20 protein-coding genes and 1 pseudogene are annotated in these 18,686 nt (G+C 42.1%); 10 read left to right on the forward strand and 11 right to left on the reverse strand.

Going from position 1 to position 18,686, the window contains the following annotated elements; all coding sequences use genetic code 11:
- The first annotated feature begins 592 nt into the window (after window positions 1-592).
- On the forward strand, window positions 593-1,138 hold the full coding sequence (locus tag H6G83_RS30080; protein WP_190478950.1) for an NADPH-dependent FMN reductase: 546 nt from the start codon (window positions 593-595) through the stop codon (window positions 1,136-1,138).
- Between the two features lie 140 nt (window positions 1,139-1,278).
- Here H6G83_RS30080 and H6G83_RS30085 read toward each other — a convergent pair whose 3' ends face one another.
- The 3 genes from H6G83_RS30085 to H6G83_RS30095 form a co-directional block, all read right to left on the reverse strand.
- A complete protein-coding gene (locus H6G83_RS30085) occupies window positions 1,279-1,524 on the reverse strand; it encodes a hypothetical protein (RefSeq protein ID WP_190478952.1) in 246 nt (81 codons plus the stop codon).
- A 199-nt stretch (window positions 1,525-1,723) separates the two neighbouring features.
- Window positions 1,724-2,146, reverse strand: a complete 423-nt coding sequence (locus H6G83_RS30090) for a tetratricopeptide repeat protein (RefSeq protein ID WP_190478954.1) — start codon at window positions 2,144-2,146, stop codon at window positions 1,724-1,726.
- A 110-nt stretch (window positions 2,147-2,256) separates the two neighbouring features.
- Complete coding sequence (locus H6G83_RS30095) at window positions 2,257-2,613, reverse strand: iron-sulfur cluster assembly accessory protein (RefSeq protein ID WP_190478956.1); 357 nt, start codon at window positions 2,611-2,613, stop codon at window positions 2,257-2,259.
- A gap of 449 nt (window positions 2,614-3,062) precedes the next feature.
- Between H6G83_RS30095 and H6G83_RS30100 the strand changes: the two genes are divergently transcribed.
- From H6G83_RS30100 to H6G83_RS30115, 4 genes are all read left to right on the forward strand, one after another.
- Window positions 3,063-4,700, forward strand: a complete 1,638-nt coding sequence (locus tag H6G83_RS30100; protein ID WP_190478958.1) for a DUF6930 domain-containing protein — start codon at window positions 3,063-3,065, stop codon at window positions 4,698-4,700.
- A gap of 1,216 nt (window positions 4,701-5,916) precedes the next feature.
- Window positions 5,917-6,087, forward strand: a complete 171-nt coding sequence (locus H6G83_RS30105; protein ID WP_190478960.1) for a ribbon-helix-helix domain-containing protein — start codon at window positions 5,917-5,919, stop codon at window positions 6,085-6,087.
- Between the two features lie 259 nt (window positions 6,088-6,346).
- The gene (gene zds, locus H6G83_RS30110; protein ID WP_190478962.1) at window positions 6,347-7,786 is read left to right on the forward strand and encodes a 9,9'-di-cis-zeta-carotene desaturase; all 1,440 of its coding nucleotides are present in this window, start codon (window positions 6,347-6,349) and stop codon (window positions 7,784-7,786) included.
- 43 nt (window positions 7,787-7,829) lie between these two features.
- Window positions 7,830-8,285: an SRPBCC family protein gene (locus H6G83_RS30115; protein ID WP_190478964.1), complete on the forward strand. Its 456-nt coding sequence runs from the start codon at window positions 7,830-7,832 to the stop codon at window positions 8,283-8,285.
- Window positions 8,286-8,407: 122 nt separating this feature from the next.
- Here H6G83_RS30115 and H6G83_RS30120 read toward each other — a convergent pair whose 3' ends face one another.
- Both H6G83_RS30120 and H6G83_RS30125 read right to left on the reverse strand, forming a co-directional pair.
- Window positions 8,408-8,992 (reverse strand): hypothetical protein, encoded by a 585-nt coding sequence (locus H6G83_RS30120; RefSeq protein WP_190478967.1) that lies wholly within the window; start codon window positions 8,990-8,992, stop codon window positions 8,408-8,410.
- Window positions 8,993-9,370: 378 nt separating this feature from the next.
- A protein-coding gene (locus H6G83_RS30125; protein WP_190478968.1) for an IS630 family transposase occupies window positions 9,371-10,548 on the reverse strand; the annotation gives its coding sequence in 2 pieces (ribosomal slippage) (window positions 9,371-10,116 and window positions 10,116-10,548; 1,179 coding nt in all).
- 309 nt (window positions 10,549-10,857) lie between these two features.
- Here H6G83_RS30125 and H6G83_RS30130 point away from each other — a divergent pair.
- Window positions 10,858-11,265, forward strand: coding sequence for a type II toxin-antitoxin system RelE/ParE family toxin (locus H6G83_RS30130; protein ID WP_190478970.1), 408 nt, complete (start codon window positions 10,858-10,860; stop codon window positions 11,263-11,265).
- Complete coding sequence (locus H6G83_RS30135; protein WP_190478972.1) at window positions 11,225-11,542, forward strand: helix-turn-helix domain-containing protein; 318 nt, start codon at window positions 11,225-11,227, stop codon at window positions 11,540-11,542. The genes H6G83_RS30130 and H6G83_RS30135 overlap by 41 nt, the downstream gene beginning before the upstream one ends.
- Before the next feature lie 133 nt (window positions 11,543-11,675).
- On the opposite strand, the gene H6G83_RS30140 is transcribed toward H6G83_RS30135, so the two are convergent.
- The 4 genes from H6G83_RS30140 to H6G83_RS30155 all read right to left on the reverse strand — a co-directional run bounded on the left by H6G83_RS30140 (window position 11,676) and on the right by H6G83_RS30155 (window position 15,229).
- Entirely contained in the window at window positions 11,676-12,791 is a 1,116-nt protein-coding gene (locus H6G83_RS30140) for an LptF/LptG family permease (RefSeq protein ID WP_190478985.1), read from the reverse strand.
- Between the two features lie 119 nt (window positions 12,792-12,910).
- Window positions 12,911-13,639, reverse strand: a complete 729-nt coding sequence (lptB, locus tag H6G83_RS30145) for an LPS export ABC transporter ATP-binding protein (RefSeq protein ID WP_190478988.1) — start codon at window positions 13,637-13,639, stop codon at window positions 12,911-12,913.
- Between the two features lie 28 nt (window positions 13,640-13,667).
- Window positions 13,668-14,162, reverse strand: coding sequence for an LptA/OstA family protein (locus H6G83_RS30150; RefSeq protein ID WP_190478974.1), 495 nt, complete (start codon window positions 14,160-14,162; stop codon window positions 13,668-13,670).
- A gap of 674 nt (window positions 14,163-14,836) precedes the next feature.
- Entirely contained in the window at window positions 14,837-15,229 is a 393-nt protein-coding gene (locus H6G83_RS30155; protein ID WP_190478977.1) for a DUF309 domain-containing protein, read from the reverse strand.
- 78 nt (window positions 15,230-15,307) lie between these two features.
- On the opposite strand from H6G83_RS30155, the gene H6G83_RS30160 reads away from it, so the two are divergent.
- The 3 genes and pseudogenes from H6G83_RS30160 to H6G83_RS30170 all read left to right on the forward strand — a co-directional run.
- Entirely contained in the window at window positions 15,308-15,880 is a 573-nt protein-coding gene (locus H6G83_RS30160; protein ID WP_242044947.1) for a hypothetical protein, read from the forward strand.
- Between the two features lie 9 nt (window positions 15,881-15,889).
- The gene (locus H6G83_RS30165; RefSeq protein WP_190478979.1) at window positions 15,890-16,327 is read left to right on the forward strand and encodes a hypothetical protein; all 438 of its coding nucleotides are present in this window, start codon (window positions 15,890-15,892) and stop codon (window positions 16,325-16,327) included.
- A 74-nt stretch (window positions 16,328-16,401) separates the two neighbouring features.
- Window positions 16,402-16,623, forward strand: a pseudogene (locus H6G83_RS30170) (zinc ribbon domain-containing protein); the annotation flags it as partial.
- 34 nt (window positions 16,624-16,657) lie between these two features.
- Here H6G83_RS30170 and H6G83_RS30175 read toward each other — a convergent pair.
- Window positions 16,658-17,023: a ferredoxin thioredoxin reductase catalytic beta subunit gene (locus H6G83_RS30175; RefSeq protein ID WP_190478981.1), complete on the reverse strand. Its 366-nt coding sequence runs from the start codon at window positions 17,021-17,023 to the stop codon at window positions 16,658-16,660.
- 344 nt (window positions 17,024-17,367) lie between these two features.
- Entirely contained in the window at window positions 17,368-18,531 is a 1,164-nt protein-coding gene (locus H6G83_RS30180) for a DUF58 domain-containing protein (RefSeq protein ID WP_190478983.1), read from the reverse strand.
- Window positions 18,532-18,686: the final 155 nt, after the last annotated feature.

The raw sequence follows: 18,686 nt of genomic DNA on the forward strand, positions 1-18,686 counted from the left end.
CCACAGAGGCACAGAGACACAGAGGTTAGAGAGGAAACTTATTGCACTATTTTAGCCTTGCCAGTCCACTAGTGGCGTGGCAAGCCTAAACTTGTGCATTAGCGAAAAATCTATCATCTTGTTCATCTGCGTTCATCTGCGTTCAAATTTATCCAAACCTATTGCCACATTTTAGCCTTGCCAGTCCAGTAGCGTGTCTAGACTAAAATAGTGCAATAGGAAATGGGGAAAAAGGGGATAAACAGATGGGGAGAGGACGTAGCGACAAAGTATTATTGAATACAGAGCAAAGGCAAAGATTAGAAGCGATTAGCCGTAATGGTTATGCAAGAGCCAAAAAAATAATGAAAGTGGGGTTTTCCAGATCCCGTGAAAAGTCAGACCCCAAGTGCCAGTTGCGTAAGTCCCATAAATGAGAACATCCACAAATCAAATTCATAGCCCGTAGCTTATTTTCTATCCCCTGTCCCCTATCCCCTGTCCCCTGTCCCCTTTTCCCTGGTAATTTGACTACGACAAAATAAATCGTTAAGATAATATACAAATTCGTAATGACTTCGTATTTTAGAAAATCTTAATGATTGGGTGAGTTATGGTAAAAATTGTAGGTATTGCTGGGAGTTTAAGACCAAACTCTTACACTTACTTAGCTTTGCAGGCAGCCGCACAACGCTTAGAGGCTTTGGGTGCAGAAATAGAAATTATTGATTTACGCGAGTGGCAGTTACCATTTTGCAATGGTGGCAAAGAATATTCACAATACCCTGATGTTCAGCGTTTACGTGATACCGTTAGTAACACTGATGGATTAATTTTAGCGACACCTGAATATCATGGCGGCGTTAGCGGTGTCTTAAAAAATGCCCTAGATTTGCTGAGTTTTGACGAATTGTCTGGGAAAGTTACCGGACTGATTAGCGTTTTAGGTGGTCAATCTAACAGTAACGCCTTAAATGACCTGAGATTGATTGTGCGTTGGGTACATGGTTGGGTAATTCCAGAGCAAATTGCTGTAGGACAAGCCTATAGTGCTTTTAGTCCAGAAGGCAAGTTGCTTGATGAAAAACTCTCTCAGAGATTTGATCAATTTGCTCAAAGTTTAATAGAAAATACTCGCAAGCTGCGCGGAGTAAATTAGGATTGACACTCTCACCGCTAATTGCAAACAATGTAGCGGGAGATTCTTGTTTCATCTATTAAATCATCAATTAGGCGATCGCTCTTCTTTTCGCATCAAATACAGACCCGGAGAAATTCTTTTGATGGCTCCGTTATCAACTATTGACTAGAAAGAAATTTTCGAGATACCCAACTGATTAAACCACTGAGAATTGCTCCTCCCATGAGGATACCAATAGCTGGGTTGAATACAGGTTGCCAGAGTTTATGCCACAAATCTAGCCCTAGATTAATTCCTGCGGCTTCACCCATGACAGCGATCGCAAACCAACCAAAGCCTAAGAATACCAAAAATACATCCGCTACTAAAATTAAGTTGAGCCAGTTTAGTAATTTATCTTTCATAAGGGGATTGGGGATTGGGGACTGGGGATTGGGGATTGGGTATTTCAGTTATCAGTTATCAGTTATCAGTTAAAACCCTGGGAGAAACATCACGCCAATAATTTGCGGTAGGTTGAGTAGCAGTTCTAAATCCTCCACCATACCCTTGATAACTGTTCACTGTTCACTGTTCACTGATTGAGTCCCCAGTCCCTAATCCCTATTCATTAAACAACCAGTTTTTGACTTTCGCCAAGCTTTGCCAATCGGGTTTGCGGCTGAATCCGTCTGCAATACTATTTTCCAGCTCTTGTTGCCATTCAGGATTAACAAGAATTAACTGTTTGGCAATGTCAATATGTTGGCGTAAACCTTTTTGACCAGTTTCCAACATAGCCACAGCCAGATTCACCCTACCTTGTGGGTCTTGGGGATTGATTTTTACCGCCTTTTGTGATGCCTTGAGAGCTAAGTTTGGCTTATCTTCTAGGAGATACAACCAAGCTAGGCAAATCCAAGCTGCGCTGGCTTTAGGAGCGCGATCGCACACTTCCTTAAACACAGGAATCAAGTCAGCAGCAGGCTCTCCCGCCTTATAGCGTTCTAAACCTTTATCAAATAGAGAATCAACGTTATCAGTCATTAGTCCTTAGTCATTAGTCCTCAGTCATTAGTCAATAGCTAATAGTGGTAATTAGTCAATAGCCTACAGTCGAAATTCATGACTGTGGACTATGGACTACTGACTATTGACTAAACCCCAAATGACTTACCGCAACCGCAGGTCTGAGAAGCATTTGGATTGGTGAATTGGAAACCACCACCGATCATGGCATCGCTATAATCAAGCATTAAGCCGTAAAGATATAAAAGACTTTTGCGATCGCAGACAATTTTGAAGCCATCGTAATCAAAAACTTCATCCTGGGGAGTGATCTTACTTTCTTGCTCAAAGTCCATCATGTAAGACATCCCAGAGCAGCCACCTTGGCGCACTCCTACCCGCAAACATAAATCTTGACCTTGTTTTTCTTGGAGGGCTTTTACTTGTCGCAAAGCCGTTTCGCTCAACAGTATGCCGCGTTGCGCTGGCTGAGTTGCTTGTGTCATGGGATTTTCAACTCCTTAGATGATTTAAAATATCCGCTTGAGGCTGGGGAAAGCCCTTAGTTAAGTTTTTCAATTTTTTTATCCATTCTAGCGACATTAATGACGCTAATTGCCAAATTGTAAACACTCTGTCAAAAGCAGGCAAAGATTTTTATTCTAGAATTGAGAGACTCAGTATGTTTAAATCAATGAACAATCAAAAGTAAACAGTTATCAGGTATGGGTTGTGGTGTGACGGCGCACCAAGGGTTTCCACGCTTATAGTCGGGAAACCGTTACCTATTTATTTATGAAAATGATAACTGATGACCCATAACTGTTAAAGATTTGGTATTTTGAGAGTTCCAGCTACCTGACAGCCTGAGCCACAATCAAGCCAAGAAAAATTCTTTCCTGGCCAGCCATCCCCAAAATGTTCTGTTCCGCTTGTTTCTGACTAACCCATCTCTATGACAAGTTTTAATCGCTCTACCAGTCGTCGGTTGAAGAAATTAACCCAAATTCCTTCTGTATGGGAGGGCGATCGCCGTCCGTTATCATCACCGCATACGCCAATCCCATCAGAATCCAAGGGTGATTGTATTTTGTGGGTAGACGGCTCACAAGGCATTGTGCGCGGGATGGATGTTATATCAGAAGAAACTGGCCCAGAAGCAATTGTTCGCACCTTAATGCGAGCGATGGAACATCCCCAGAGTCCCGCCAAACCCGCGCGACCTCAAAGAATTGTGGTACGCGATCGCGAAATCCAGTTTTATCTGCGTGGCGTACTCCAAGATTTGGATATCGCCATAGATTATGCACCAGAGTTGCCCCTAATTGATGAACTGTTTCGCGGATTTGCCGAAATCATTGATAGTCAAGTTCCTGATATCCCTCCCCAGTATGTTAAAGCTTTACACGAAAAAGCGTATGCTATTTGGCAAGCAGCACCTTGGGAATTTCTCGAAGAACAGCAAATTATATCTATAGAAATTAATAAATGGGATGTAGGCACAATCTACGCCTCAGTTATGGGAATGCTGGGGATGGAGTATGGAATTTTGTTTTATCGTTCGGAAGATTCTCTCAAGCGATTTCGTGCAGCAGTTTTAAATAATGAAGAATCCCCTGGACATTTAGAAGAGGCTTTTCTCAAACAAGATTGCTTGTTTCTCACTTTTGATCATGAGGATGACATTGATGATGAAGATGGATTTGATGATTTAGGTGATTTGGCATTATCAGACCTGACTCCTACCTTTGGCAACATTCATCCTTTAGAAGGCTTACGCTCTGTTTTGTACGATGAAGAGGCGGCTGTCGTCTTCTTGGCGTTAGAAAGCCTTTCTCGCTTCATTCGTGACCATCGCCGCCAATTGTCGAGCCAGGAGTTTCCCAGCCTAAGTCGTCGCTATCGCATTTCTTTACCTGCATCCGATGAAGCAACTAAGGCAGTGCCTATAACTGTTTCTACTATGCCACAACTCGCCGCAGAGTTAGAAGAAATGGCAGATGTAGTTATGGATGAGGAAGATTTTGAGGAATTAGCTTCCCTAGAGTCTCGTTCCTTGCGTGATGATTTAATCCCAGAAGACTCTTTTCTCAGTTTGGGTGTAGTTTCTTGGGAAATGTTAGATTATCTGCGCCAAGGGGTGAAATATCATCAAGTGGGTGAATTTAAACAGGTGGGTGATGGTCTACCTGTAATTTTAATTCAAACCTCTCGCCCCAAGGCCAAGACTGTGATTGAAAATATTGAAGCCGCCGGGGGATTGAAAGCTATCTGCTTTAATCCTGGTGCTGACCCCTTTGATGGCGATCGCTACGACTTAGGTTTATTGCAAACTGAAAATGGGGAACTATTCCTATTTGGGGAATTTTTGGATGATGATCCCGTCCACGTAGAAGCTAGACGTAAGTGGAACCAACGCTGTAAAAATACTAAAGGCTTCTGTGGATTAATTATCGCTAAAGGCTTGACAGGCGCTTCCCGTGGTAATCCCCAACTGCGAGATATGATGGCTTTATTTGAAGCGCGATCGCTCTCCCCCAAGGATTTAGGTCTGGGAACTCTCCAACTTATGCCCCAGTTTCAACTGGAATAAATGCAAATAGGGAACAGGTGACAGGTGATACCGTTTCACTTTAAGGTTGATACATTTAGGCAGGCAGAGGAGCAGAGGAGCAGAGGAGCAGAGGGGAAAGAATTTGTATCACGATTTTAGTGAAATGGTATAACAGGTGACAGGGGAGAAAAACTAAAATTTTACGCCTGATGTGAATTAGAAAAACCTTTATTATCCAAACAATAGCCTATGCCGGGAGCTAATGAGACTCGGTAGGGACGGGTTCACCGGGATCATCGTTAATTGTTGAAGATATTTGATTAACCTGTCCCCTGCTATATATTTCAGAAATCAAGTATGAGTCCTATAGTATAGCTAACTATCAACCACTAAACAAAAATCTTCTATAAGTCATTTATGTAATTAATGACTTATTTTTTTCAGCTTCATTCATAGTAGTTCGGTTTATGTAGATTTACTATCAAACTTAGAAAAGCTTCTACAAATTTTTAGCCTGTGGTGTTTAAATCAATTCTTCAAACTGATTTAAAACAGTTATCTGCTGTAAGTATATGATGTCTTAGCTATTACTGCCGAAATTAAACTTTAAAGCTGAGTAGTTGGGTATGAATGCAGATGTGTAAAAACTGACAAATCATCCAAGGTATAACTTGGTGGAGTTGACGGACTCAATCAGATCAAGCATAAGCGCGATCGCTCAATGATATCTATAGGAATCCAACTTTATTCCTGAAAAAATGTCAAATTTTGTAGTATTTGTAAGACGCTCACTGCCCTGGATATCATGGTTTTATAGGCATTCTCTAACCTAAGTGTATTTCAAAAATCCAATAACAAACCTATGGTTAAAGGAGATTACTTATGGAAGATGAGCTATCCAACTAGTAGGTGACACTGGACGGACTAGTTACCTATTTTTAATAATTTAAATTTGGTAAAATCTTACTGAGTGAACATTAAATAAGTTAGACTCATCTATACAATTTAGTTGCCAAACTTCAGGTTCCTATTGTTAAGGTTCTTCTTTAGAAGAGGGACCTTACAGTATTATTCTTCCTGCAATAGTAATTAATTCATTATGTTTTTTGGAAAAAGGATGAATTATTTGACAAACAAAGCATTTTTCTTATTAAAGGGATCGCTTGTTTCGTGCCACAAATTCTGATAATCTGATCATCCTCATCTTTGATTGAGTCGTTTTTGATGATGTCAATATATAGCAAAAAGCGTGATAATGACTAATAAAAAATGGGCGGTTAAACGCATAACAGTTAACTTAGCAGCGCAAGAATCAGAAAAACTGGAAAAATATTGTCAGCAGACAGGTAGACCAGCAACTGATGTAATTCGGGAACTCATTAGAAGTTTACCCACAACAGATGACAACAAAGAAAAAAGTCATTAGAAGGTGATTTAATTTTTGTTGCGATTTACATGAATGCTTTTTTAATCTGTTGTGACTAACGAAAGTTAGCTGGCTGGAATACACAGGCGTGGAGTCCAGTGTATCCGGTTACATAAATTCAAAGGATTAATAAAAGCATATTGATCATCAGGGGCATAATCTTGTTGTTCGACAACATACTGCTGGAATTTATATAAATAGCCAATTCCGACACCAACCCAGTTACAATTTGTAAAGAAGGTGAATAAGGAAGGACGGAATGCGCGTTGCAATCGTAGGTGCGGGATTGGCTGGGCTAGCAACCGCTATAGATTTAGCTGATGCTGGCTGTGAAGTCCAAATTTTTGAGTCCCGTCCGTTTGTTGGTGGTAAAGTTGGCAGTTGGATTGATGGCGATGGAAACCATGTTGAGATGGGTTTGCACGTCTTTTTTGGGTGCTACTACCAACTGTTTGAACTGATGAATAAGGTGGGGGCATTTTCTCATTTACGTCTGAAAGAACATACCCACACCTTTGTTAATAAAGGCGGAAAGCTTGGTGCTTTAGATTTTCGCTTCTTCACAGGTGCGCCCTTCAATGGATTGAAGGCGTTTTTTACTACCTCTCAACTGTCATTACAGGATAAACTGCAAAATGCGATCGCCTTGGGTACAAGCCCCATAGTCCGGGGGTTAGTAGACTTTGACGGCGCAATGAGAACCATTCGCAACCTAGATAAAGTTAGCTTTGCTGATTGGTTTCGCAGTCATGGTGGTAGTAACGGTAGTATCAAACGGATGTGGAATCCCATAGCATACGCTTTGGGCTTTATTGATTGTGAAAACATTTCCGCCCGTTGTATGCTGACAATCTTCCAATTCTTCGCAGTCAAAAGCGAAGCTTCCGTATTGCGGATGTTGGCAGGATCGCCGGATGAATATCTACACAAACCCATCCTGAAATACTTGGAAGCCAGAGGGACAAAAGTATATACTCGTCGGCAAGTGCGGGAAATTAAGTATGCCCAATTCGAAGGACAAACTCGCGTCACTAGCATAGTAGTTGCCCAAGGCGATGAGCTAGAAGAGATTACCGCCGATGCTTATGTCTGTGCTTGCGATATTCCCGGAATCCAGCGAGTTCTGCCCCAAGAATGGCGCAAATGGTCAGAATTTGATAATATCTATAAACTAGATGCAGTACCAGTCGCAACTGTGCAGATGAGGTTTGACGGCTGGGTGACAGAACTGCAAGACCAAGAGAAACGCAAACAGCTAAAACAAGCAGCCGGGCTAGATAACTTGTTGTATACCGCCGATGCTGATTTTTCCTGTTTTGCCGACTTGGCTTTGACTAGCCCCAGTGATTATTATCGCCCTGGACAAGGCTCGTTATTGCAACTAGTGCTGACACCGGGAGATCCATTTATTAAGCAAAGTAACGATGCGATCGCCCAACAAGTCCTCAAACAAGTGCATGAACTGTTCCCCTCATCAAGGGAACTAAATATGACTTGGTACAACGTAGTCAAACTAGCGCAATCTCTCTACAGAGAAGCCCCAGGTATGGATGTTTACCGTCCCAACCAGAAAACGCCCATAGCAAATTTCTTCCTAGCAGGTAGTTATACGCAGCAAGACTACATCGACAGTATGGAAGGCGCAACACTTTCTGGACGGCAAGCAGCAAAAGCCATCCTAGAGGATATTAAAAAATAGAGTTATAGCTGCTAATCTAATCAAATCTCAAATCCGAAATAGAATGTCTAACTGGCTAGAACATAGCGTACAGGTAGAAGTAGCAGCCCCCATAGAATTAGTATGGGGGTTGTGGGCTGACTTGGAACAAATGCCCAAATGGATGAAGTGGATTGATTCTGTGAAAGTACCACCAGAAAATCCCGATATATCACTTTGGAAATTAAATACTGGTGGGCTAGAATTTACTTGGAAATCCCGCATTATCAAAGTGATACCCCATCAAATCATTCAATGGGAATCAATTGACGGTTTACCCAATCAAGGTGCTATCCGCTTTTACGATCGCCACGGTCATAGTATCGTCAAGATGACAGTTTCCTATGCTATCCCTGGCTTCTTGGGCAAAATCATGGATAACCTGTTTTTGGGACGGGCGGTGGAATCAACAATTCAAGCTGATTTAGAAAGATTTAGGGAATATGCGCTAAATCTCCATCACTCATCAGTTAACACCTAAGCGTAGGGTGGGCAATGCCCACCGTATTACTATAAATTGTGTTTTGAAAACCCGATTAAACTCACAAAAAATTTGTCCTTATTCTTGATACTATTTCAGCCCCTTGGTTAAGGAATAATTGTTTAAAATGTCCAATTATCAAAACTTGCAGCAAGCTCAAGAGCTATTGACTGCGGTAACTTAGGACATACTGCTAAAAGTTGACTAGCGGTAATTTCTGCAATTTTAATTCCTCTTGAGCGAAGCTGCTTAATGCTCATCGGATTGAGATTGAGCAAATGTGCTGTTAATTCCGCAGCAGCAGCATACTTGGGATCAGAAATAGTGTAATTGGAATTAAATTGCTTGATGTACTGAAGCGAAAAATGTGTTGCTAGACCTATTTCTAAAACATTTGCATAACCCAAAACAACAGGATCAAGAAGGTAAACAGATTCTTGGGCTAGCTGAAATAAGGCTTGAACTAAATCTTCTTTTGCCGAAAAGCCAAGCTGAATTATAATATGCCCACAATTGCCGGGAAACCATATTCGCGGGCCACTATCACAAAACTCAATTCCTAGAATCGTCAAAGAGCGATCGCGCTTACCAAACTGTGCCTCAACCTCTAATATCATCTCACCTAACCGAGAGGCAAGAGTCCATGTATATCCAGTGCCATCGGGCAATCGATTAGCTATTACCAATGAATCTTTAATAGTTGCCAAAAGATAAACCTCTTGCTGTTTAACTATTGACTATGTTGCCCTCAGCATTTAACTATCTAACAGCTACAATTAGGTTTTACTTGGCTGGTCGTAATCACTAGACTTCTTTAGGACTTACGCAACTGGCATATTTTTTCTGTAGTAGCGTGACCGGACTAAAATAGTGCAATAGATTTGAGAAAAATCGAACGCAGATGAACGCAGATGAACGCAGATGATAGATTGGTATTGCACTATTTTAGGTTAGACACGCTAGTAGTGGCGTGGCAAGGCTAAAATAGTGCAATAAGTTTCCTCTCTAACCTCTGTGTCTCTGTGCCTCTGTGGTTAATTAATGCAACATTTTAGTCGTGTCAGTCCAGTAGTAGCGTGGCAAGGCTAAAATAGTGCATTAGAATCGTCAGTTTCTTGGGGTTCAAAAATAGGATAAAGATGTTTAAGTTTGACACGAGCATCATCAGTAGTAAAATGCCAAGTGACTTTACTGGCGTTAGAGTTGCGATCGCCCTGCCAAGCAGCCAACTCACTCTTAAGTTCCTGGGCTGAAGAAATACGTCGATCTAAACATTGTTGACTTAAGACACTTAATTCAATCTCGGCAACATTGAGCCAACTGCCATGACGAGGGGTGTAGTAAATCTCCAGTTTTCGAGCTAAACGATGGGCAACAGGTGCGCTCAAAGCTTCATATAAAGAAGCAATGTTATGAGTGTTGAGATTGTCACAAAGTAATTTCACTTTCTCGGCTTGGGGATAGTCTTCATCTAATAACTGACGTACTTCTTCAGCCCAATCAACACGAGTCCGATGGTCACGATTGCTAACTCTTCGCCAGCCTCTATGGGGGTCAAGGAACATAAATAAAGCTTGGACTCCTGGACGAGTATAGTGATAATCTTGTTTTGCATCTTGACCTGGAGCTAAAGGAATTGGCTCGAAGACCTGTCCTGTTAGCTGCATTGCTGCTTCATCCATACAGATGAGCGGTGCGGATTCACTATGTGGTTGACTGTAAAGATCCAAAACTACTTCCATTTGGGCGACAAAACGGGCTAAATCCCGCTCTGGAATACAAAATCTTTGTGTTTTCCACGGTCGTAATTCGTTTTTTTTAAGACTTTTCTCACTGTTTCTCTAGAAATTTCTGTAATGATATTTCTTTTGTAAATTTCTTTAGTTAACAGTCTTAAACTCCAATGTGCTTGTCCTGCTGGCGGTTGTGAACAACACAACGCAATGATTTGCGCTTCAGTATGACCATCAATTTTTGCTCTTACTGGTGCGCTTTTTCGTTGACTACGATTTAGGGCTGGTTGTTCACCTTGCGCCAAAAATCTTTTCCTGATTCTTCCCACCGTATTGCGATGCAGGTTGAGGACTGAACTAATTTGTTCATCTGTCCATTTTTTCGTCGCACCCTCTCCTTCATCACACATTAACAACACTTGTGCGTGCAATATCTTTTTGGCAGGAGCATAACCATTACGGCTAATCGCTTCTAATCTTTGCCTTTGTTCTGTATTCAATAATACTTTATCACTCCGTCCTCTTCCCATCTGTTTTTCCCCTTTTCCCCATTTCCTATTGCACTATTTTAGCCTTGCCACGCCAGTAGGGTGTGTGACGCTGCGAAAATATTTGAACGTAGTAAATATTAAGTAGGGTGTGTTACGGCTATGAAAGGATTTGGGAGTTTGAGAGAGTAGGAATTAGCCGTAACGCACCAATGAATACTGTGCTGTACTCTCCGCTAAAGCACCCGACAATTTAAGATTTACTTTATAAATAATCTCTAACAGTGCCTATGTTATTTTCACTCTAAAGTATAGGACTAGGTGCTATACTTTAACCAAAGAGACTAGAAAATGAAAATTTACAAAAACCGTACTTTTGACCGTTGGGCGCGGAAGGAAGGCTTAAATAATCTTAGTCTCTGTAACGCTGTAAACGAAATGGCAGCAGGGCTTTATGATGCTGACTTGGGAGGTGGACTGTTTAAAAAACGCATAGCAAAACCAGGGAAAGGTAAGAGTGGTGGATTTCGGACAATAGTAGCTACTAATAATGAAGATCGTTGGTTTTTTATTTTTGGCTTTTCAAAAAACGAACGCAGCAACATTGACAAAGATGAAGAAGAAGCTCTGAAAATGTTATCCAAGCAATTACTTGCTTATACACCAGATGAGCTTGAGCAGGCAAAAAATAGTAATGCGTTAATAGAGGTGATTTGTAATGCGGAAGAAAAAATCAGCAATTCTGGAAGCAGTTCATGAGACAGCAGAAGACCTACACAAAGCTGGGCTAATGAATCAAACTACATTGCGCGAATTTGAACATCTATGTCTACCTCCTATTGAGCCTCTAGAACCGTTACAAATTAAAGAAATACGGGAATCATCTCAAGTCAGTCAAGCTGTTTTTGCACGTATTTTGAATATAAGTCCTTCAACAGTTCAAAAATGGGAAATAGGACAAAAGCGGCCTAGTGGAGCATCTCTTAAGCTACTGCACTTGGTAAAAAATCGTGGGTTAAGCAGTGTGCTGCATTAAAATTTCTGGCTCGTAAAACTTACTTACGGATTATTCGTCTAATTTAACTTCTCAAAAACCCCTTGTGAGAAATTAAAAACTGAATTTGCTTACTTTTGCGCTTTTGAAAGTTCTCTCTGTTTTATGCTATACCTCAGCGTTGAGCAACACGCATTAATAATAATATTCCCGTCCCTAGCCCAATAAAGTTTGGTAGCCATGCACCGATAAAGGGCGAGAAAACCCCAGCTTGTCCTAAAGCGCCAGTAATAAAGCTGAATAAATAATAAGCGAAAATAACTATCACACTAATACCAAAACTAGTGCCTCTGCCGGTGCGTTGGGGTATGGTTCCCATCGCTGCGCCGACTAAACCAAAGACTACACAGACAAAGGGTAAGGCAAATTTTTGTTGGATTCTCACTTCCAGTTTACGAATTTTTTGGCGATCGCCACCCAAGCGTTCAATATTCAACTGTTCCATCGCTTGGGCAATATTCATCTCCCCATAGTCGCGGCTTTGTTCTGCCAAGCTTAAGGGTGTACGCGGTAGTTGCAGTTGTTGCTGTTCAAACCGCAGAATATTCCGATAAGAGCGATCGGGCGCTACTAAATAGATTGTACCGTTATAAAAATCCCAAACGCTTTGAGCGCCATTCCACTGGGCAGATTCTGCTACCACAATTTGATTTAAACCTTCTGTAGAACGGTCTATAATAGTGAGTCCTTTCATCTGCCTCCCATCAAACTGGTCAGCATAAAACAAGCGCGTTAGTATTTTGGTTTTAGTTCCATCCTTCTCTTTCACATCCCGATATTCGGGGTAAAAAATATTCTGCTGCTTCAATGTGGGTTTATCTGATTTTAAAGCTCTGTCCAAAGTCAAAGATGCTTGATAGTTGGCGGCTGGGGCAATTTGCTCGTTAAATAAAAATGTCAGCCCTGTGACGACCAAACTCATCATCACCGCAGTCATGACCATGCGATAGACACTAACCCCACAACCACGCAAAGCAATAAGTTCACTTTCGCTAGAAAGACGGCTGTAAGTCATTAAAGTTGCTAATAGCGTAGACATGGGGAAAGCTAACACAATAAAATTAGGCAACTTTAATAAGAAAACCTGCACCGCAATACTGATAGGTAGCCCAGATTCTACTACTCTTCTAACTAGCTCAAATACAGCATCAATCGTCACACCAATTGATGCAAAAGCCCCAACACCAAATAAAAAGGTTGGTAACAATTCGCCAATCAGATAGCGATCCATAATTGTCAAAGGCAGCAGCGAATTGAAGCTATAAAAAGAAGTGAGTTTAGTCATTGGTCATTGGTCATTGGTCATTGGTCATTAGTCATTGGTCAACTGTCAACTGTCAACAGCCTCCACTAAACTTGAAAATTACTACCTAAGTAATATTGACGTACAAGGGGATTATTGTAGAGTTCGTCAGTATTGCCGTAGGCGAGAATTTGTCCTTCGCGGAGGATGTAGGCGCGGTCGGTAATGGCTAGGGTTTCGCGGACATTGTGGTCTGTAATCAAAATGCCCATACCGCGATCGCGCAGTTGTGCGACAATTTGCTGTATCTCAGAAACTGCGATCGGGTCAACACCAGCAAATGGCTCATCCAACAATAAGAATTTTGGCCCTTCTCGCCCAGCAGCTAAAGCCCTAGCTAATTCTGTCCGTCTTCTTTCACCACCAGAAAGTTGAATCCCTTTACTTCTAGCCAGCTTTTCCAAGCGGAACTCTCGCAGTAAAGTATTTAGTCGCTGTGACCACTCCCTGCGCGGTACATTAGTTTGCTCAAATACCAAAAGGATATTATCTTGAACTGAAAGTTGGCGAAAAACGCTTGCTTCCTGTGCTAAATAGCCGATACCCAATCTTGCCCTTTTGTGCATTGGCAAGCCAGTAATATCTAAGTTATCTAGCCAGACTCGCCCTTGATTCGGTTGTTCTAAACCTGTCGCAATGTAAAATGTCGTTGTTTTACCAGCGCCATTAGGGCCTAGTAAACCAACGATTTCACCCTGAGCAACAGAAAGGCTAACGCGATTAACAATTACTCGCTTACCGTAAGACTTGTGAATATTTTCTAAAACAATTTTCACTATGACTGTGGTATCTTGTTGATTGATGCTAATTAGAACGGCGTAACCCTGGTGTTCTGGGAGCAGGTGTATTAGATTGACTACCAAGCTCTGCGTCATCCACCATATAAACGGATTCTACCTGACGATTGGATTGGGGTAACGCGACAAATCGTCCTTCATCAATCAAATATGTTACCTTTTCCGCGCGGATACTGTTGCCGCCTTGCTGCAAAATATAGACATTACCACTAAAATCAATGCGACGTTCCTTGCTGAAATACTGTGCTTGAGCCGATGTTGCTTGAATTTGTCGAGCCGGATACAACATCTGCACATTACCACGAGCCGTAATCACCTGATTTTTGGCATCGTATTCTTGAATATCCGAGCGGATAGTGAGTGGGCGATTTCCGGTTGGCGTTTGTGCAGTGACGCTTGACAATTGGTGAGGTAGGGCTACAGTACCCAGGAATGCCGCAGGTAGCAGCAAAGCTAATCCCAGGCGACGCATTTTTGACAGAGGCAATTTATAGGGCATCATAGCAAGTTAATGTTTGGGAGCGGGGCTTGTATACTAATTATCTCAAGTACTTTCTCCAAAAATATAATCTCCTATTGGCAGTAACTTGAGATCATTGCTGGCTGAAATCTTGACGCTTGGCTCAAGTTTAAAGTTTCGATATTGGTCAATAGTCCATAGTCCATAGTCCATAGTCCATAGTCCATAGTCCATAGTCCGTAGTCCATAGTCAATAGTTCATAGTCAATAGTCCATAGTTATTCTCCCTGCTGCTCCTGGGAGGGGTTAGGGGCTGACAGGTGTAGGTTTTTTACTGGTGTTCCAAAAACCTTGGTTTGGGGTGTAAGGGTGTAGGGGTGTAGGGGTGTAGGGGTGGATGAAACAATGATTTTCTCGTTAGTTTTATAGTCCTTACTCACTGCTATATTAAAAACCTACACTTGTGAGGGGGTTAGGGGTGGGTAACTCCCAGCTGGTGAATCTCGACTTTGCGGTAGTTGAGCGTAGTCGAAACTCGATTACCGCGCAGTCGTACCACTCCGTGGAAGCGGTAGCTAGCGGAGCGTCTGTCTACGACACGCTATCGCGTTCGCGTAGCGTCCCGTAGGGAACGTAGAGAACCACATCTCCATACAAAAATAGGGAACAAGAGTCAGTTTCTCATTCCCCAAATATTTTTGCCTCCTGCCTCTTCGTCAATCATTTGTGACCACAATGGTTGGTATGGGTAAGGCGGGATTCTCGTTGAGGTTGTCGTAATCAATTTTGTCTGGGCCGATTTCTTGTAATGCTTTTAACAAGCCCGCGCTCTGGTTTAGTAATTCATCTACATCAATATTTCCGTAAATTGAAGGGTAACGTCGCAGACGGTTACTGCCCTCCCCTAGTAAAATTACTGCACCTCGCCAGTTACGATTACCCAAATGATAAAGACCAACGGCAATTTGTAAAATTCCTTGATAAAAGGTTTTTTCTGGTTCGCTGGCTTCAATCCATAAAGCCTCTAAGGTGTCGTGACAGGCGTAGAACTTGCCAGCGTTAAATTGTTCTACACCTTGCCAAAACTCTGCGGGCATGGTTTCACTCATCAGCAAAATAGGTTTCTTACCCCGCCGTTCTACGGCGGCTTTACATGATAAAATTGGATGAGTAATTAACTCACTCCAATGCAGACAATATCTGTTAAATGCAAGCTCCAAGTCCCTGTAGAGTTGCGGTGTGAAATTGACCGCACTTTGCGCTTGTTTGCTGACGCTTGTAACCAGATATATGAGACTGCAAAACGCGAGAATTGCTGGAATACAACCAAGCTTCACCACAAGACTTATAAAGCTGTACGTGAAGCAACAGGTCTGAAAGCAAACCATGTCTGCCAAGCAATTCGACGTGTTATTGGCAACGCTAAAGCAGTTAAACAAGTCCACGCCACTTCGCACAAGTCGGGAAACCCGCCCAAGCGAGTGGCTCATAAGTTTAAGCCGACATCTATTAGTTTGGATGTGCGGACTTTTCAATACATTGAGGAATTGCAAACTGTTGGCGTTACCTTGATGTGTGGTCGAGTTAAGTTCAAGTTGAGTATTGGTAATTACCAGTTGGCATTGCTTAAAGGGCAATCTCCAACTGCTGCTACACTCAACAAGACAAAGCGGGGTGACTACTACATCAATATTTGTGTTGACCTGCCTACCGACCCCACGGGCAAAACGCCCAAGGTAATTGGGGTTAAGGAAATTTGAAGGAAGGATATGCAAACCTGTTCTTTTTGTGGTCAACTTGGACACAACAAAAGATGGCATGATATTTCTACAGAAAAGCAATGTCGGCATTGCAATAGTGTCTTTCCGATTTCTGAATTTAGAACTAGAGTTAAGACACTCTCTGGAGGTAATCGTAGACATTACACTTCTAATATTTGTTCTAAGTGTGATGCACAAAGATGTAAAAACAGGTATCGCAGTAGCTTGAAAGAGAGATTGCGTCATGCCTTGGGATCGGCTAGACACAAGTGCAAAAAGGAAGGAATACCTTTTGACATAGACTTGAACTACCTGGAAGAATTGATTGAGGAACAAAACAAGCTTTGCTTTTACACCAAAGAGCCTTTGAGCGAAGAAGTTGGAAACAATGGGGTTAGTATCGATAGAAATGACCCATCCAAAGGTGCTGGCTTATCAACAACATGAAACGCGACCTTACCTGTGATCAGTTTATAGAACTGTGTCGTAAGATGGGCAGCAGTTAAACCTACACCTGTCAAACCTGTTCCCGATGCGGACATATTCACCCCATTAAGGGTAAATCCTATCGCAACGGTAAAGTTTTCAAGTGTGGGCATTGTGGGTTTGAACATGATGCTGATATAAATGCAGCTCTTAATATTGCTGCTTTGGGGGCTTCGTTTATAAGCAGTCCCGAAAGTCCGGGGATGAGTTGTCAATTGCAGGGGCAAATGCCTTTGTTTCCGATATCTCAAATCTGAGGCTAAAGCTCCGCACTTTTAGGGCGGAGTAAGCTTACGCCATACTGTCTCGTACTTCTTTAATCGTGTCTAGAGAGATTTCTTGGCTTTGTCCCGCAAATTCGTTCTCCGGTGTGAGGAACAGCATACAATGGCATTCTTTGCGTTCTCTCATGGGTACGCAAGGACAGTTCCAGTAAGAAGCTTTGACTTCAGCTTCTTTGTCTTCGTAGTGGCGACAAGGACACAAAGGCGCTCCTAAGTCGTCTTTATGTTTGGCTAATCCTTCAATAACAACTGCGGTAACGGATGGTTCAGAACAGAAGTAAGTACCTGTACGTTTAGCATATTGTTCTGAAAAATGGCGCATTGCCTCTAGACTTTTATCGCTGGATTTTGCGTTAGGTTCTGATGAAATCATGGGGATCGGCGGCTGAATATTCAAATATTCTTTGCATTGTACCTCAGCGTCACTAGGGTATTGCTGGGGAATTTGTCTAAGTTGGGGACTGGGGATTGGGGATTGGGTACTGGGGACTGGGTTAAAAGTCGCTTCTTATGAGCATTTTCTGATTTTTTATGGACTAATCTCTTTGGCAACAGTGTATTTTTGATTGTTCAAGGTATAGGATCAAGGAAAAACTAGATGTTAATGAGATTCGTTACACAACCAAGTGATAAAAATATCTCTTCTCTAGCCTCTACTGTCTAACCTCTACTTTGTTGTCAACGTTCATTGAAATTTTCAATAGTGAAAATACAATTTCACAATGAATGCAAGGGTTGTTGTAATTGAAGTTGCAAGGGCTTTTCTTTTTCTATGGTGATGCCTGGGTAATCTTTGTTAATCATTACTTGTTCTTTTAGAGATGATACATCCTGCCATAAGACCCAACGACTACCTTGAGGTAGACTAGAAAGGCTGTTGGTATTTTGTGTTAACCAAATCCACGGGGTGTTTTGCGGTTCTGAATTGCTGGGTTCTTCTAGAAATTTGGTGGCTGCTAGTGTTTCTAAGACGAGGCTTTCACCTTTCACCAACCCTGTTGATGCAGTCCAAATCTGCACTTGCAATTGTTGGTGCTGTGCATAAAAATACAGTGAGGCTGCGGCAATTACTGCTTGTTCAAAATTCTCTTCTTCCCAGCTACCAGCACTATCCAGGGCGATAATAATCTCCTGTCCACTTGTAACGGTTTCTAATTCTCGTACCCGTAACTCGCCATAACGGGCGCTAGTCCGCCAGTGAATTAAGCGGGTGGGGTCGCCTATACGATAGGGACGGAGCGATCGCACCAACCCAGATGTGGCTGTTTGCAAGGGTTTCCCTCGGTATTCGCTCCTTTGGCTCTCTTCTTGTCCCAGTTCATCGACTAAGGGGCAAGTTGTGAGTGGGAGTACAGTAGGATACACAATGGCTCTGGCATTACACTGGTGTTGCCGACGCGACCAAAATAATCCTAAAGGCACACCAGTTGCTAACTCTACATTGTGCCAGCGATAAATTCCCCGACGTTGGGTAGGTTGGTAATGTATCCATTTGTAGCTTTCTTGACTAGGAATTGTGTCAATTGCCTGTTTGATGGGTTTACTTAAGACGAAAGGTAATATATCCTCAACTTGCAGTAAACTGACAGCTTGCTTGGTGGGGTTGTGAATTTCTAATTCTAAAACCAAGTCATCTCCGGCGGAGACGGGTGGGATGGGGCGACGAGTTACAGATAAACCTGTGAGCGATCGCGGTGGTAAAATTGCGGCAATACCCAATAAAGCGAAACTTACGCCGCTAATTGCATATAGCCAACCAGCCATTGTATTAATCGCTGCACCAAAAAAACAAACAGCAACTCCCGCTAGTACCCAGCCGGTATATGCAGGGGCGCTAGCATGGGTTTCTAACCAGTTAGTGAGGGGTTTAATGATTTTCATGTTTCTTTTTTAACCCAACACTGTTATAAAGTCACAGGGGGAATCAGTTATCAGTTATCAGTTATCAGTTATCAGTTATCAGTTATCAGTTATCAGTTATCAGTTATCAGTTATCAGTTATCAGTTATCAGTTATCAGTTATCAGTTATCAGTTA

The organism is Anabaena azotica FACHB-119 (genome assembly GCF_014697625.1).
Lineage (GTDB): Bacteria > Cyanobacteriota > Cyanobacteriia > Cyanobacteriales > Nostocaceae > Trichormus > Trichormus azoticus_A.